The 16004-nt window shown below is 40.3% G+C and carries 13 protein-coding genes and 1 pseudogene; 2 read left to right on the top strand and 12 right to left on the bottom strand.

Annotated features, from left to right (window positions below):
• Positions 1 to 35: 35 nt before the first annotated feature.
• The 5 genes from BM378_RS18820 to BM378_RS18800 all read right to left on the bottom strand — a co-directional run bounded on the left by BM378_RS18820 (position 36) and on the right by BM378_RS18800 (position 4883).
• Positions 36 to 983, bottom strand: a complete 948-nt coding sequence (locus BM378_RS18820; RefSeq protein ID WP_074989424.1) for an IS30 family transposase — start codon at positions 981 to 983, stop codon at positions 36 to 38.
• An 89-nt stretch (positions 984 to 1072) separates the two neighbouring features.
• Positions 1073 to 2143, bottom strand: a complete 1071-nt coding sequence (locus BM378_RS18815) for a site-specific DNA-methyltransferase (RefSeq protein ID WP_074989778.1) — start codon at positions 2141 to 2143, stop codon at positions 1073 to 1075.
• Between the two features lie 80 nt (positions 2144 to 2223).
• Positions 2224 to 3147 (bottom strand): WYL domain-containing protein, encoded by a 924-nt coding sequence (locus BM378_RS18810; RefSeq protein ID WP_074989777.1) that lies wholly within the window; start codon positions 3145 to 3147, stop codon positions 2224 to 2226.
• Positions 3148 to 3464: 317 nt separating this feature from the next.
• Complete coding sequence (locus BM378_RS18805) at positions 3465 to 3764, bottom strand: hypothetical protein (RefSeq protein ID WP_074989776.1); 300 nt, start codon at positions 3762 to 3764, stop codon at positions 3465 to 3467.
• 213 nt (positions 3765 to 3977) lie between these two features.
• Positions 3978 to 4883 carry a 3'-5' exonuclease gene (locus BM378_RS18800; protein WP_074989775.1) on the bottom strand — a complete coding sequence of 302 codons (906 nt, stop codon included), beginning with the start codon at positions 4881 to 4883 and terminating at the stop codon, positions 3978 to 3980.
• Positions 4884 to 5622: 739 nt separating this feature from the next.
• Between BM378_RS18800 and BM378_RS18795 the strand changes: the two genes are divergently transcribed.
• Together BM378_RS18795 and BM378_RS18785 are read left to right on the top strand one after the other, a co-directional pair.
• A complete protein-coding gene (locus BM378_RS18795; protein WP_218158198.1) occupies positions 5623 to 6540 on the top strand; it encodes a sulfite exporter TauE/SafE family protein in 918 nt (305 codons plus the stop codon).
• A 136-nt stretch (positions 6541 to 6676) separates the two neighbouring features.
• A pseudogene (locus BM378_RS18785) lies at positions 6677 to 7851 on the top strand (IS3 family transposase).
• A gap of 534 nt (positions 7852 to 8385) precedes the next feature.
• On the opposite strand, the gene BM378_RS18780 reads toward BM378_RS18785, so the two are convergent.
• From BM378_RS18780 to BM378_RS18750, 7 genes are all read right to left on the bottom strand, one after another.
• Positions 8386 to 9750 (bottom strand): TrkH family potassium uptake protein, encoded by a 1365-nt coding sequence (locus BM378_RS18780; protein WP_074989773.1) that lies wholly within the window; start codon positions 9748 to 9750, stop codon positions 8386 to 8388.
• 1 nt (position 9751) lies between these two features.
• Positions 9752 to 10405 (bottom strand): potassium channel family protein, encoded by a 654-nt coding sequence (locus BM378_RS18775; RefSeq protein ID WP_074989772.1) that lies wholly within the window; start codon positions 10403 to 10405, stop codon positions 9752 to 9754.
• 20 nt (positions 10406 to 10425) lie between these two features.
• Complete coding sequence (locus BM378_RS18770; RefSeq protein ID WP_227006837.1) at positions 10426 to 11931, bottom strand: TrkH family potassium uptake protein; 1506 nt, start codon at positions 11929 to 11931, stop codon at positions 10426 to 10428.
• Positions 11900 to 12589: a response regulator gene (locus BM378_RS18765; protein ID WP_074989770.1), complete on the bottom strand. Its 690-nt coding sequence runs from the start codon at positions 12587 to 12589 to the stop codon at positions 11900 to 11902. Before BM378_RS18765 ends, BM378_RS18770 begins: the two co-directional genes overlap by 32 nt.
• On the bottom strand, positions 12586 to 13626 hold the full coding sequence (locus BM378_RS18760; protein WP_074989769.1) for a sensor histidine kinase: 1041 nt from the start codon (positions 13624 to 13626) through the stop codon (positions 12586 to 12588). The genes BM378_RS18765 and BM378_RS18760 overlap by 4 nt, the downstream gene beginning before the upstream one ends.
• A gap of 495 nt (positions 13627 to 14121) precedes the next feature.
• Positions 14122 to 15138 carry an FAD:protein FMN transferase gene (locus BM378_RS18755; RefSeq protein WP_074989768.1) on the bottom strand — a complete coding sequence of 339 codons (1017 nt, stop codon included), beginning with the start codon at positions 15136 to 15138 and terminating at the stop codon, positions 14122 to 14124.
• On the bottom strand, positions 15135 to 15986 hold the full coding sequence (locus BM378_RS18750) for a mechanosensitive ion channel family protein (RefSeq protein ID WP_074989767.1): 852 nt from the start codon (positions 15984 to 15986) through the stop codon (positions 15135 to 15137). Before BM378_RS18750 ends, BM378_RS18755 begins: the two co-directional genes overlap by 4 nt.
• Positions 15987 to 16004 lie beyond the last annotated feature (18 nt).

The raw sequence follows: 16004 nt of genomic DNA, 5'->3' as shown, positions 1-16004 counted from the left end.
CGCGAATTCAAGTCCGAAGTGCACCACTCGCTAAATTAGGCTGCTTTGCGTAATTCATCGAATATTACCGCTGGTTGCCTAAACCCTAGACATTTTCTCGGCCTCGCATTGAGCGCCTTTTCTATGTGCGCAATTTGCTTATCTGTCACCGTTCGTAAATCAGTGCCTTTGCGAATATATTGACGCAACAAGCCATTAAAGTTCTCATTTAACCCTCTTTCCCATGATGAGTAGGGGTTAGCAAAGTAGATGTCGGTTTTTAGCTTGTCTGAAACATGCTCATGTTCACAAAACTCACTCCCGTTGTCTGCGGTTATCGTATGAACATGGCGTCGATAGCGCCACAGCATACCTATCATTGCTCTGCTCACTTGCGCTGCACTTTTTGCTGGCACTTTGCGTATCAGGTAAAACTTACTTGTACGCTCGACTAAACTAACGATTGCTCCCGTACCATGCTTGCCAAGTACTGTATCCGCTTCCCAATCACCAAATCGTGTCTTAGTGTCAACAATCGCAGGTCTATGTTCAATGCCAACACGATTTGGGATGATGACACGTTTGCTTCGGCTGCCTTTACGATAACGTCTGTGCCCTTGTCGCAGATGTTTGTATAGCTTGCCACCACTCAATTTATCTTTTTGAATATAGCCATAAATCCATTCATGACTCACAGGATGCCCGATAATTTTGCTTACACCCGCAACCTGCTCAGGGCTCCATTTTTGCTCCAATCCAAACTCAACGAACGCAATTGTAAGTGCTGGCATGGAATACTTGGCAGCTAGATGTTTTCGTTTACATGCCTTTGAATGTGCAACCTCAGGCAAGTAATGACTTCGAGTACTATTGCGCCTAACTTCACGACTTATAGTGCTGTGGCTCACTTTTAGCCTTTTCCCTATCTCTCGATAGCTAAAACCCTCGCGTAAGTAGGCCTCAATCTGGTATCTTTGCCCTTCGATCAACTGCTTGTAACTCATGGTATCTACTCTTGTTTTTTGGCGATTACAGAGTACCACCAACAGGCAGTTGATCTCTTCTCACCGTTTAACCATGAGTGGTGCACTTATTATCTGAATTCGGGCATACTGAATTGACATTTCTTTCCATCAATAATCGCTTCATATTTTTTATTGACTAATTGGCTTTTTATTCTGATCGTGTCATTGAAATTTTTTTCATATATTTTTTCACCAGAGAAACTTAATGACTTTTTAGCGTGCAGTTCTTTTAGTTTGCTTTCAGTATAAGTATTTTCAACTAAAACACCCTTATTATGAGAAAAATATTTTATATAGCCTTCTTTTAGCAAGGAGTCATCCCTTTCATCAATTGTCTCTTTTCTTGTTACAAGATCACCGTCCTTATCTCGGTAGTATACTGAATAGTTTTTATCTGAATCATTATTATCCACTGCATTATTAAAGGAGTTCTCCCCGACAATAACTCTCTTGCCACTGGCATGAACATATTTACCATCCTCATCCAAAACCATATCTGATGACTTTTTAGGTACATTTTCTAAAAAGTAAGATTGATTTTTATCTTTTGCGTAAATCACACAATACTCAGAACTTACAGAAATGAAAGATGAGTTTTTTCTTCCCTTTGGATTATTTTCTACAGAAAGAACACCAATAAAATTATACTCTCCAAAAACCTCATCACAGACTTTTCTAAGATTAGCCAACTCATTATCATCTATACTGATGAATATTACTCCATCAGTAGTCATTAAATTTCTAGATAACTTCAACCTAGGATAAATCATAGTAATCCAATCAGAGTGAAACCTTCCATTTGATTCAGAGTTAGAAACTAAACGATTCCCCTGCTCATCTTTTTGATTTGAGCTTACTAAAAAATCATTTGAATTCACTGAGAAATCGTCATCATAAATAAAATCATTGCCTGTATTGTATGGCGGAAGAAAAATGCAGTCTACTTTACCGGCATGAGTCGGCAGTAACGCCTTGAGGGCCTCAAGGTTGTCGCCATGGATGATGAGGTTATCATCCAATGATGCCGTATTGCCTTCCTGCGGTAACGATTTATCCGCAACCACTTTTAATTCGCGAAACGGCACACTCAGATGGTGTGAATATACAAACTGCTTACCTTTAAAATCCAACGTTGGCATCGGTGTTCCTTAAATTCTTATTTAATTCTGATGATTAATCTTTAGTCATAAAAAGCGGTTGTCTGGGTTGTGCTCATCATCTAAGTGACATAACCAGGCGCAATTGCGAGGTTTTGAACCCCATATAGCGCGGCACGATTGTTTAACGCAAGCTGACATTGGCTGGTTGATAAACACGCGGTCTCGGAACAATCGACATTCCATAGTCTGAGTAAGTACCCCGCAGTTGCTGCTCTGATCTCAACCCTCATCACACCACCCGTCATGCCATAATCCAGTTCAATCGCTTCACTGTGCTCTATGCGTGGGTGTGGCACTAACTCCAGTTCTACAAAGCGGTTCCATTGCCGGTCTTGGGTTTCAAGTTCGGCCTCAGACAGCGTGGAGTCTTCAAGCACAGCCACTGCTTTAATTCGGGTCAGTACAAAGTCACGGAACTCATTGTGCTTGCGGTCAAAACCACGAACGTGCCAACGCAGGCCATTGTCCACCAGCGTATGCGGTACAATTTCACGGGTTGTTTCACCGCTCGATAACGACACATAGGAGATGCTCAAGGCTTTGCCTTTGTGTATGGCCTCGGTGACTTTCGCCACTATCGATAGATTCGGTTTGTTAAGGTGATAAGGCGCTTCACAAGCCAGCGGTGGTTTTACCTTTCCAGTGAAGCCATCGCCGTAGCCTTGGCTAATGGTTGCCAGTGTTCTCACAACGTCGTAGTCGAACAAGGGCTCAAATGCTTCACCACGCTTATGCAATTTGAGCTTTTGGTCATACTCAATGTTGCTTGGCGCAAGCTCTCGGTATAGGGTGAAGTCTTTCGTTGCTTGTGCGGCGGCTATACTGAAGCGATCAACTAAATCCGCCCGTACCGCTTCGCCCTTAAATAATAAGGTGAAATCGATGTGGGCAATGCGATCCCTGGTTGCTTGTGGCAACTGCGCTATCTGCGAAAGCCTATCTGGCTTCGCCACTACGGTTTGTTTCAGACCATCATTTGTCATGCGTCTTGTTTATCCAATTCAACCAGATTCTTAAAACTCTGTTTATAAAGTACGGTCAGACATCGCTTAATCACATTGAATAGTGTCACTCAATGCTGCTCTTTATCCGCAATGACTTAGCAATCTCTACCGGTTGAAGCTGGACAGATGGCCATAAAACACTGAATAGGCTTCAACCTAATTAATTTTATTAGGTATCATCCTATCACAAATTATTTTGTAGGGAAGGCTAAGCGGCAACTTTTTGATCTAGATTGCAATTGCCGCTCAGGTATGGGCGTGAAGACATTGTTTCATGCCATTGCTGATAGCCGCTATCAATGCGCTACCCGAACCAATGGCACCACGATGTTGCCACGATGAGATACCCCTTTGTCCGACTCTGTAGACATCTGGGCTCGTTGCTCACTTTCCCGAATGCGCCTAGCAACTTCCGCCTGGGATGGTAGCAATGGCAACATCCCTTCAGCAATCGCGTCTGGAGCAGACTCTTGACCACAGGACATCAAGTGCTTCCATGGATCTTTAATAAAGCGCTCAAACGTGATGCCAAATTCAATGATGCGGGCAGAGACGAAGATTTCGCCCCAGTATTCAATGTAGGTGTCTTGGTACATGGAAAGATTCCTCTTGTTGGTTATATACCCTGCCTACTTGCAGCCGCAGCGGTGTTACCTGCATTCGCTCACCCCAATCACATAGAAGATCTATGCTCATGGGCATTCGCTCACTTGCCGCCTAGCTGCAACACCAAGTAGTTTGGGTATAACGTAAGTTCACTTTCCATTTTCCAGAGGTTTTCAAATATGCAAGGCTTACCTTGTAGAGAGCTACAAAGCTTTAAATCGATTACGGGCATCTTTGTAGTCATAGTGGGCATGTTCTGAGCCACGATGATACAAATCATCCAGGTAAGTTTGTTCCTGCGGCAACTCGTCTTCGCTGATTTCGCGCCACCAATGCTTGTTGGCACCTTTAACGCCGTCATGCCAACGGTAACCACGTTCTTTTAAATAGTCCTTTACGTCAAACGGCGCACCAAACGCACGAACTAACACAGTTCGCCTGTCTGCTTCAGACAACAAGTTTGCAACGGACTCGGGCAACAAATGGAACAACCAGGCCATCGCCAAACAATCGGTTGCGGCTCGGTGTCCTTCATAAAACCAAGCTAAGCGAAGCAGCAGGTACTCAAGTTTTCGACTTTCAAAACCCAGCGCCTTCCAATCTATGCCACTGGCTGAGCAGGCCCAAGATAGATGTCCTAATGTAGCAAACCGCTTTTCAAAGAAAGGACGATCAAACTGTGCATTGTGTGCAACCACCAGCGGATCATCGGATAACCAACTCGCTACCAGTGAATCATCAATGTGCTGGCCTTGCACCATATCATCGGTGATACCGGTTAACTCGGTGATCAGCTCGGGGATTGGCTTGCCGGGATCTTCATACAGGCTGATCACATCAACAATCGACACAATCCGCTTAGCTGATGGGCTGTAAAGCACCTTAACCATACCAAGCTCAATAATAGACTCGTCATCGGCAGACAGTCCGGTTGTCTCTGTATCGAGCAGCACCATCGGTTGTTCATCACCGACCACAGGAGAGAGTTCAAGTGGCCAGGACTGCGGCTCACGCGTTAATGGAATACGCTCCAGCAATCTAAAATCTTCTGGTCTTTCTGGGATATCCGCGAGGCGCTCTAGCGGAAATGGCGCAGGGGCTCTTGTCATTGATGGTTCCTCTTCAATTCTGTTGTTCGCTTTGGGTTATTTCACTGTGCCCTGTTCGTTTATAAACGAGTTTGTACAAAATGCACCTTGGATACCTCAGCGTTTTTTTAATCTTTCTACTGGGTGAACCCATGTATGAAGGCTTTGGATAAGCCTTTCAGAAAGCCTTAGCCAAACCGTTTAGGTAACCCTTACCGATACCCTTTACGTATGGCTTAGCCAACCCCTTTTCAAACGGTTGAAAAAGGCTTTAACTGAGTTCGACTGAGCATTTTAATGATGCTCCTGACTTCGCTTTAAGCCAGTAAATTCAATACGAAGCAGAATTTTACTAACTGTTTTGAAACCCTTTGCAAAGGGTTCAACAAGCTTTGTCTGACGGTTACTTGACCCATGCGTTAACCAGTAGCAGTAACAGGATCAGTAACAGTAACAAGAGCAGTAGGCAGAAGCAGTATTGTCCAAGCCTTGCAGGCTTTGACGAGGGCGAGCGATCCACACAGTCTGCAATATTTGAAACGCAGTAATTATCAAATAATGCCAACAACTATGATATGTTCTTGTTATTGAATTCTTATTGATGTACTAAATAAAATAAATGGGCCTAATATCGTCACAAAAAAAATATCTTTGGATCTGGTTTTTATGGCTAGGTTTGTTTTACAGCGTTTGGCTATGGTTAATTGTTGGAAAGGCGCAATGGGTAACCGCTATAGAGCACTGGCCTATGGCGCTAGCTATGGCAATAGGAAGCTATGCAGCAGGTTCAACACCAATGGGAGGTGGTACGGTTGGCTTCCCGGTGCTAGTGCTGTTATTTGAGCTGCCAGCTAGTCTTGGTCGCGATTTTAGCTTTGCGATTCAGGCCATTGGCATGACCAGCGCCAGTATTTTTATTCTCGCTCGTCGACAACCACTGGCAAATGCCATGTTAAGTGGCGCTATAGTTGGCTCTCTTGTTGGCACACCACTGGGTATTTTCTTTATCGCGCCTTACGTGCCTGAACTATGGATAAAACTTATTTTTGCGGTTGTGTGGGCAAGTTTTGGGCTGTTACATCTTTTCAGAATCAATGAAATTGCTGGTCATACTGGCATGACCGAATTTAATGAGAAATGGGATTTTAAATTTGGCATGTGGCTTGGGTTGCTCGCGGGCGCAACGATTACCTCTTCCACAGGCGTCGGTATTGATATGGTCCTTTACACTGCATTAGTGTTAGTGTGCAGAGCTGATCTAAAAATTGCCATTCCTACTTCTGTAGTGATTATGGCATTTAATTCTGTGTTAGGAGTGGCAACAAAAATATTTTCGGGGCAAGGGTTACAAGCAGGTGTTTATGAAAATTGGTTAGCCGCTGCCCCCGTTGTAGCCCTGGGTGCGCCATTAGGTGTATTTATTGTTGCCAAAATAGGTCGCAAGCCAACCTTGTTAGTCGTTGCTACATTGTGCGTCGGTCAGTTCATTTGGACGTTATTTTCTGAACAAAAACTACTCGGAATTCCAGGTATCTTAATATCAATATTAGCCGTCGCTATTTGTTTGGGCGGTTTTGAATTGTTGCGCCGTTGGGGTGGAAAGCTCGTAGGAGAAAGGCAAGCGTTACCTGCAAACCACACTGGGGAAAACACCACTGCTTCAAGTTTTGCAAAATAAAATTAGTTTGACGTAAAACTAACTAACCACAAGAAATTGGCCAGTGTTTATGGCCATCTTGGGCTGTAGTGGCAGAATAATTTGGCCACCTGATTAGAGGTGTTATGATTCAATCATAGCAAGATTAGGTGACAAAATGACAAAGAAAACTCGAAGAAATTTTAGTGCTGAATTTAAGCTGGAAGTTGCTCAGTTGGTTGTTGACCACCCATGAAGAAGCCGCCAAAGCGATGAACGTGGGGAATTCAACGGTTGGGAAATGGGTCAAACAATTGAAACAAGAACGCCAAGGTCAATCACCAAAAGCGTCGCCGATGACACCAGAGCAAATTGAAATTCGTGAGCTTAAAAAACGAATAGAGCGCATTGAATTAGAAAAGGATATTTTAAAAAAGGCTACGGCTCTGTTGACGTCGGACTCACTGAACAATTCGAAATAATTGAAAAACTCAATCTGAGCCAGCCATCTAAATACTCAGTGAAACGTCTTTGCGAAGTATTTGGCATTCACCGTAGCAGCTATAGATACTGGCAAGCTAAAAATAAGTCGGCCCCCAGGCAAACGGTTGAAAAAAAGCTGAAATCAAGCGAGTGCATACGCAAAGCAACGGCTCTGCTGGGGCCAGAACTCTTGCAACGATTATGACGGGAAATGGTTATCCATTAAATCGTTATTATGCAGGGAAGTTTATGAGCCAGTTGGGTTTAGTGAGTTGCCAAGTGCCAAAGCATCGTTATAAAAAGTCCGGCTCGGAACATATTGAAATACCAAACCATCTGGCTCGCCAGTTTTCACCGCAAACCCCTAATCAGGTCTGGTGTGGTGATGTGAGCTATATTTGGACAGGTAATCGGTGGTGTTATCTAGCAGTTGTTATCGATTTATTCAGTCGAAAAGTCATTGGCTGGGCCTTGTCGAATTCACCAAACAGCGCTTTGACCAAACAAGCGTTAACAATGGCTTATGAATTTAGAGGACAACCTCAAGGCGTGATGTTTCATTCGGATCAGGGTTGCCATTACACAAGCTTGGAATTCAGACAACAGCTTTGGCGTTATCAGATAAAACAAAGTTTAAGTCGACGCGGAAATTGTTGGGATAATGCCCCGATGGAGCGATTTTTCAGAAGTTTAAAAACAGAATGGGTGCCAAATATCGGCTACCGTAGCTTTAATGAAGCGAAAAGTGAAATCACGCGATATATTTACCGATATTACAATTCAGTCAGGCCGCATAAGCATAACAACGGTTTGACACCAAACGAGTCAGAGAATAACTTCTGGCATAACTATAAAACTGTGGCCAAATAACTTGACCACTACATAAATGACTATTTTCATCAAGTCTTACTTATTTTTTTATTTGTTACTTGGTAACAATAAATAATCGACTATGATGTTGTAGTATTTTTTAAAAGGAATTGGACAGTTGAATATTTAAATCTTGTTCTTTAATTGAGACTCTTGCAAAACCAACTTTCATGTGTACGAAACCTGTAACTTTCGTACATGAACTAAACATGCAGATATATTCCGTTTACCTATGAAATAAATATTTTTTACTTTCCACTATCAGATTTGAAAAATGACATTTCTTTACTATCGTGTTTTGAAATAAGAAAATTACTTAATAGGAGAATGAAGGGGGCTGTAACGAAAAAACCTAGATACTAAGTCAAAGATAGCTACGCATGATGAAAGGTTCGAAAGCCATTGCTACATCTAATTATGGCATGCCAAATCCCCCTGACAATAGCTAATAAGGCCCTTAGTCTTATCCATGTCATAGGGGTTATTAATTGAGACAGGTTTTGTCTCAATCATATATCAAACTATTTACGGTTCCTACCCGATAGCAAAACGAGACTCTGGCACTCGCGTAACTTTTGATCTTGGACTAGCCAAAAAATACGCCAGTGTCAAAGGCCCTAATCGACCTATAAACATCAACACGATTATAATGACTTTACCGATTTCTGAGAGCTCCGAAGTCAGGCCTCTAGACAAGCCAACCGTACCAAAAGCAGAAACAACCTCAAAAACTATATCAAGAAATTTACTGTTCTCTGTCAGCAGCAATAAAAATATTCCAAACCAAGTCACACCAATATAGACTATTGCAAGCGCTAATGCCTTGCTCACCGTCTCGGGAGGTATGGTACGCCCAAAGGATTCAACATTGTTATCTCTTCTCAAAAAACTATACGTTGCCAAAAAAAGGACAAAAAATGTAACTACTTTTATACCACTCGCCGTGCTTAATGAACCTCCACCAATAAACATTAATAATAACATTACGGTGGTAGAAGCATCCTCAAGTGATGCAATATCAAGTGTATTAAAACCTGCTGTTCTTGGCGTTACAGCCTGAAACCAAGACGCTAGCCATTGATCTTCGGTACTTAGCAAACCTAGTGTTTTAGGGTTGTTAAATTCAATTAAGTAAATAGCAATTAGTGCAATAATATTTAGCGTTAAGGTTCCTGCCAACATCAGCTTACTATAAGGGCTTAGCGCTTTCCATCGTTTCTTTTGCCAAATTTCGAGCCATACTGAAAAGCCAAGCCCTCCAGTTATAAAAAGTAACGTTATTGTAAAATTGACGATAGGGTCTGAAACATATGGCATTAAGCTATCAGAGCTTAACGCAAAACCAGCATTATTAAATGCCGAAATTGTATAGAAAATAGCGTGCCAAATACTATTTTTCCACCCCAAATCGGGTAACCAATGTATTGTTAAAATGATAATACCAATAGTCTCAACAAATAATGCAAACAACAGCACGGCTTTAGCAGTTTTGATTAAAGAATGTGTGTCGGTTTGATTAAATGCTTCTTTAGCTACTGTCTGCTGAAAAAAACCAATTTTTCCACCTAGAGCAATCAAAGTAACAACTGCAAACGTCATCAGCCCTAATCCACCAAGCTGTATCAATAAAGTGATTACTATCTGACCAAAGAGCGTAAAATCTGCTCCTGTATCTGCAACAACTAACCCTGTCACTGTTACTGCTGATGTAGCAGTAAATAAGCTATCCATCCATGATATTGGCGTTTCTGTTGAAATCGGTAACTTGAGTATGAGTGTGCCAATGAATATAAGAGTTAGAAAAGCCAACGATAAAACAATCGGCGGAGCAGCATGGATCTTACTCGCAGCTTTTGGCTTTCTTTCAATTCTTATTATTTTAGGATCCCATTTAACCATATCAAACTAACCTTGGAGCAAGACTTTTAAGTACAGCTCGGGTGCCACAGAGCAGCAAAATATCGCCTGAGTGCAAAATAAATTTATCATTTGGCTTTGGGAAAAGGTCCTGCTCTCTTTTTACTAATAAAGATTCAATTATATGTATTTTGTCATTCAAAAGTTCTCCAAGAGACATATTATCAATGCGCTCTATTACTTCTATTTCAACAACATAGTAACCATGTCCTATAGCAATATAATCGCTCACCATAGGATAGTTCAAAGCCTGAGCAACCCTTATTCCCATTTCTTCTTCTGGGTGAATAATTTTTGATACTCCTAACTTTGACAAAATTGTGTGATGTGCAGCATTATTCGCTTTAACCCATAGATGTTTAACACCTAAATTTTTTAGATGGAGAGTAGTAAGTAAACTAGCTTCCATATCCTCTCCAATCGCGACAAGAACAGCCTCACTTTCTGACAAAGAAAGCTCTTTCAATGCCCTCTCATCAGTGGAGTCACAAATAACTGTTTGTGTTAGCTCCTCTGCGTATTGAGTTGCAATCTTCTCTGAACAATCAACACCTGTAACTGAATGCCCCATATGTATTAATTCTAAACTAGCTGTAATCCCGAACCTGCCAAGACCTATAACAGTAAAATGTGCCATGAATACCTTTTCTCAAATAACTAATATCGCCAAAATGTGGGTGTAAGCATTGCTAAGATAGTGAAATACTCTAGACGACCTAGAATCATCGCCGCATTTAAAAGCCAAATACCCGTGTCTGATACAGGAATGAAGTTACTTCCAACTTCGCCAAATCCCGGCCCCAAAACATTAATACAAGCAGCAACAGCAGTAAATGCAGACCAGAAATCTAAACCCGTAGCCATTAGAAGTAGCGTAAAGAGAAGCGATGACCCCGCAGCAATAGTCATAAATGCCATAACTGCATGGCTTACACGCTCATCAATTGCGTTTCTTTGAAAACGTATAGGTAATATAGCTTTTGGGTGCAAACACTGTAAAAGCTCTCGCCTGATTACCTTAAAAGTTATAATATCTCGAATAATTTTGTTCCCTCCAGCCGTAGAACCTGCACAACCACCGAGATAAGCACAAAATACTAGAAAAAAACTAGTTTGAGCTGGCCAAGAACTTAAATCTGCTGCTCCAAACCCTGTACTAGTAATAAATGAAATCACGTGAAATATAGCAAAGCTAAAGCTTTCAAACACCCCATATCGATCTCCCATAATAAGGATAATTGCCAGAATTAAGGATAAGCCAGCCACTAGACAAATAAAAACTCGAGTTTCTTCATCTTTCCAATATAAAACAGGCGACTTAGAGTGCAATATTCTAAAATGTAGTGCAAAACTAATAGCCCCCAATAACATGAAAACATTTGATAGCCCAAGTAAAAGGTGGCTTTCATAAAACCACATGCTAGCATCATGAGTCGAAAAACCGCCTGTAGAAATGGTTGTAAAACTATGTGCGATTGCGTCATATGGCGTCATCCCACCAAAATAATATGAAAGAGCACAAAGTACTGTTAATAATACATATACAAACCACAAATAGTGAGCCGTATTGGCAATTCTTGGAGATAACTTTTCATCCTTAACTGGACCCGGTGTTTCGGCCTTAAGTAAGCGCATCCCGCCGACATTCAGCATTGGTAAAACTGCAACTACAAAAATAACGACACCTAACCCACCCATCCATTGCAAAAACTGACGGTACATTAAAAAAGATTTAGGTAACTCATCAAGACCAGTTAAAACTGTAGCCCCTGTTGTAGTTAATGCGCTTAATGACTCAAAAACTGCATCTGTGAAACTTATCTTAGTCACAAGCATTATAGGTAAACCACCAAGGATACCTGTAACAATCCAAGTTAAAGTTGCAAACATCAACGCATCTCTATAACTAAAATCATTCTGACCAGCTTTTTTAAACCTATATAAAAACATTAACGAAAGAATAATTAGTATGAGTGATGGGATCATAAAGGCTTTACCTACATTATCTCTAAAGAAGAAAAGAGATAATGCGCCAAAGCTAAGTTGAACTATTCCCATCCAAAGAACAGGTAATGACAACAAGCGAGTAATGTTTCGCAAACTAATCATAATTCTTTTAATAATCTCATAATTATTGCTCAGCGCAGGTAAAACGATACCCAAGACCAGGTTCTGTTATTATGTAACGAGGTGAATCTACATCATCTTGAATTTTTTTTCTTAATTGGCTTACTAAAATCCTTGAGTAATGAATATCATCTGTATGAAGTTCTCCCCAAATTGACTGTAGAAGAGTTTTATGAGTTATTAATACGTTAGGATTTCTTAGAAACAGGTGTAATAAACTAAATTCTTTTTTTGTAAGAAAAATAGTTTTTTTACTCAGCCATATTTTATGGTTTGTAACATCGAGAGTTATTTCTCCACAATGAAGTAATTTATCATTTGTTGAGATAGTAGATAAATCCCTTAACAATACCCTAATTCTAGCAATCAGTTCTTTGATCCCGAAAGGTTTACTCAAATAATCATTAGCACCTGATTGAAATAAACGAACTTTCTCGTCTTCCTCATCTCGAGCAGTTAAAACAAGAACAGGAACACGGCTCCAGACTCTAAACTGCTCTAAAAACCAACTACCATCTCTATCTGGGAGACCCAAGTCGAGAACAATCAATTGAGGACTCTGCTCACGGGCTAACTTTAAGCCATCTTGAGCATTTAAGGCTGAAATATAATCGAAACCCTCAGCTAATAATGATGCTTTCATAAAACGTTGGATTTGGATCTCATCATCTATTACTAATATTCGTTTTTTCAAGTTTTTTCCTTATTACAAAGAGGTAAAACCATACGAATTACACAACCATTACTATCCGGTAAAACAGATACAGTTCCATTATGTGCTTCAATGATACCCTTGGTGACAGTCAGCCCTATACCTGACCCACCTTGCCCTGTGTCTCCTTTACGACTTGAAAAAAATAATTGAAAAATTTTATCTTTGTATTCAGGAGCAATCCCACTACCCTCATCAATAACATCTATGTACAATGAATGACTATCTGATGAGACCTTCACGGAGACAATACTATCAGATGGAGAGTATTTCAGCGCATTATCGATAACATTATAAATAGACTGTTCAAGCAAGGTATAGCTCACATTAACATTTACATAATCATGGCATAGTTCTAAATTAATACGATCTGTGTTAAACCTTTCTACTGCGCTTTTTATTATAGGTATGACGCTTTGTTCAATAAAGTTTAGCTTTATCCCATGCTGTAACTTTACAGCCTGGAGTAAGTTTTCTATGTATCGATGCAAACGATGACTTTCTTCTAAAGCTCCTTGCAGTAATTCTTCTTTTGCACTTTTTGGAAGTCGCTCTTCATACTCTAGCATTGTACTTAGAGTGCCAATAATAGTTGATAGTGGAGTCCTTAAATCGTGGGAAACAGACATTAAAATACTTGCACGAAGCTCTGCTTTTTCGAGAGCCTCTCGTTGCTCTTTATAAAATGCAGACAAATAGCTTGTAATAATCGCAACTATTAAGAATATAAACAAATTCCCAATATCATTGACATCCGTCATATGAAACGAAAAGCGTGGAGACGTAAAAAAATAATTGAATGCAACTCCACTTAGGATACCTGCGAATATAGCTATTTTCTTATTTCCAGAAAGTGCTGTTACAAGAACAGCTAATTGAAGTATTAACAGTACTCCTTGTGTAGATAAGAACCAATTATCCAGAACGAACGAAATAAGACCAGCTATGCAAACTACCCCTGTACCGAAGAGATAAGGGTAGTCTTTTATGAGACTATTTACGCTTTTTAAGAAGTTCATTTCACATCACTGGAAAACAATTTATAGATATTTTACAAGCTTAATAAAAATATCTATCGTTGTACCGTAAAATTTGTGTAAAATTTAAAACTCATTACCACAATTCAACAGTTCAGTGACACTACTTCATTTGAATTATGCTTCTTTTCTAATCAGTCTGATAAACCAGTTGGTTAAGTGGATATATTCTCCGTCAAACTACTTATTTCTTAAAAGTTTGTCACGGTTTGAAACCTATACAAGCTAACTTAAGAAGGTATTTTTTCCTTGTAAAGCTATATTTTATAACTTACCAGTCAGCGTTAAATATCTTAGAGTATTATTAAAATGTGTAGTTGAAGTGACTCAAGCCCCAACAATTTTAATGAACCTCTTCAACTTGTAAAATTAAATTAAGTTTTAAAATACTATTTATCATTTGCAATTCAAAAAGCTATCACTTAAAAGATTACATTTTCAATTTACAGATAAATAGTAACTTAGCCAAAAAAGATGTTATTCGTTTTTTATTATCGCGCCCCACTTAATACTAGATGTTTCAGCTAATTTACCAGCTCGGTCCGATATGAATAAAGCAGCAATTTTATGTTTATTAGCTATCCTTAAAGCGTCATTCTCACCAAGACACAGTAAGGCTGTTGACCACGCATCTGCTTGTGTAGGATCATCATCAAGCACCGTGACTGATAATGTGGAATGAGTAACCGGTTTGCCTGTTCGTGCATCAAGAATATGACTATAGCGCTGTCCTTGTTCATCGAAGTAGTGGCGGTAAGTGCCCGACGTCATAATGGCAATTGAATCATCCTGCTTAATATCAATTACCTTGTGAACAGCCCTATCGCCAGGTAATGGGCGTTCTATCGCAATGCGCCAGAACGACTCATCGGGTTTATGTCCACGTGTTTGCAATTCACCACCTATTTCAACTAGGTAATCGGTTATTCCAGCGCTCTCAACTACCTTAGCAATACGAGACACACTATAACCTTGTGCTATCGAGGATAGATCAACACTTAATTCTGGCTGTTTTTTTAATAGGCTAGTTTGTGTGGGTGAGGCAATATAACTTAGGCCAATTTTTTTTATGACATTTTGAATGTCTGTTTCAGAGGGAGCATTAAATACATCTTTGCTAAACCCCCACAAATCAAAGAGCGGCTTAACGGTCAAATCATAGCAGCCATTGGTTGCCTGACTCACTTGCCGAGCAATGTTAACCAAGTTGACAATTTCTTTTCCCACTTCAATAGCTTGAGGATTTTGATTGCGGTTAAACTGCTCAATGATAGAGTCTTGGCGGTAATTCGACATCATTTTATCAATTCGCAGGAACTCAGCTTCTATCTCTTCCTGTAATCTTTCGGTATCAATTGCGGAGTCGCTCCACACTGAAACATGCCAAGTGGTGCCTTGTGCAGCGCCACTTAACATTTGTACCTCAACAGGCTTAGAACAAGCCACCAAGCCAAGCATTAAGCTGGCCAACAGCACAAAGGTTAATCGCTTCATGACTTATCCTTTACGGTAGATAAACGTTGCTCAGAAACAACGTGCAATGTGCGTTGTGGAAAAGGAATCGTCAGGCCAGCAGCTTCAATGGCTTCTTTTACTTGTTTATTCAAATCCCAATAAGCAGACCAATAGTTTTCATTGGTTGCCCATGCTCTAAGCTGAATATTTACCGCACTATCGGCCATGGATGCAACCATTACCTGAGGCGCTGGATCAGTCATCAATCTTGATTCATTTGCTGCTACCGCCTGCAATATTTTAAACCCGTCATCTATCGAGTCTGAATAGGAAATACCCACAACAATATCCATCCGTCGTTTACCATTGCGAGTAAAGTTTTTAATGTTATTTCCCCACAAAACGCTATTCGGTGAAGCAATATACAACCCATCAATGGTTTCAAGCACTGTAGTGAATAAACTGATTTCTTTTACTGTACCTTGAGTTGAACCAAAGTCGATAAAATCGCCAGTTTTAAAAGGTCGTAATATCAATAGCATGATCCCAGCAGCGATGTTGCTGAGTGTATCTTTAAGCGCAAGACCAACTGCCAAACCTGCCGCACCAACTAAAGCGATAAGGCTGGCAGTATTTACACCAAAGATGTCTAAAATAAATACACCGCCGATGACATATACCGCGTAGCTGGCTACGGTTGAAAATATTGGTATCAGGGTCGCGTCGACTTTATTCAACTTAGAGTTAGTGTTTTGAATCGCTTTGCGTACTGCTCTTGCTATCAATGAGCTAGCCACCAAAATAACTATCGCTAAAATTAAATTATAACCGAGTGCTATTATTGTCTCAGAATGACTTTGCCAAAATTGAATAAGTGAATCTTTCATATATATCTCTTTCTTTGT

Source organism: Pseudoalteromonas lipolytica (assembly GCF_900116435.1).
Classification (GTDB): Bacteria; Pseudomonadota; Gammaproteobacteria; order Enterobacterales; family Alteromonadaceae; genus Pseudoalteromonas; species Pseudoalteromonas lipolytica.
This window is presented reverse-complemented; position numbering and strand designations above follow the sequence as displayed.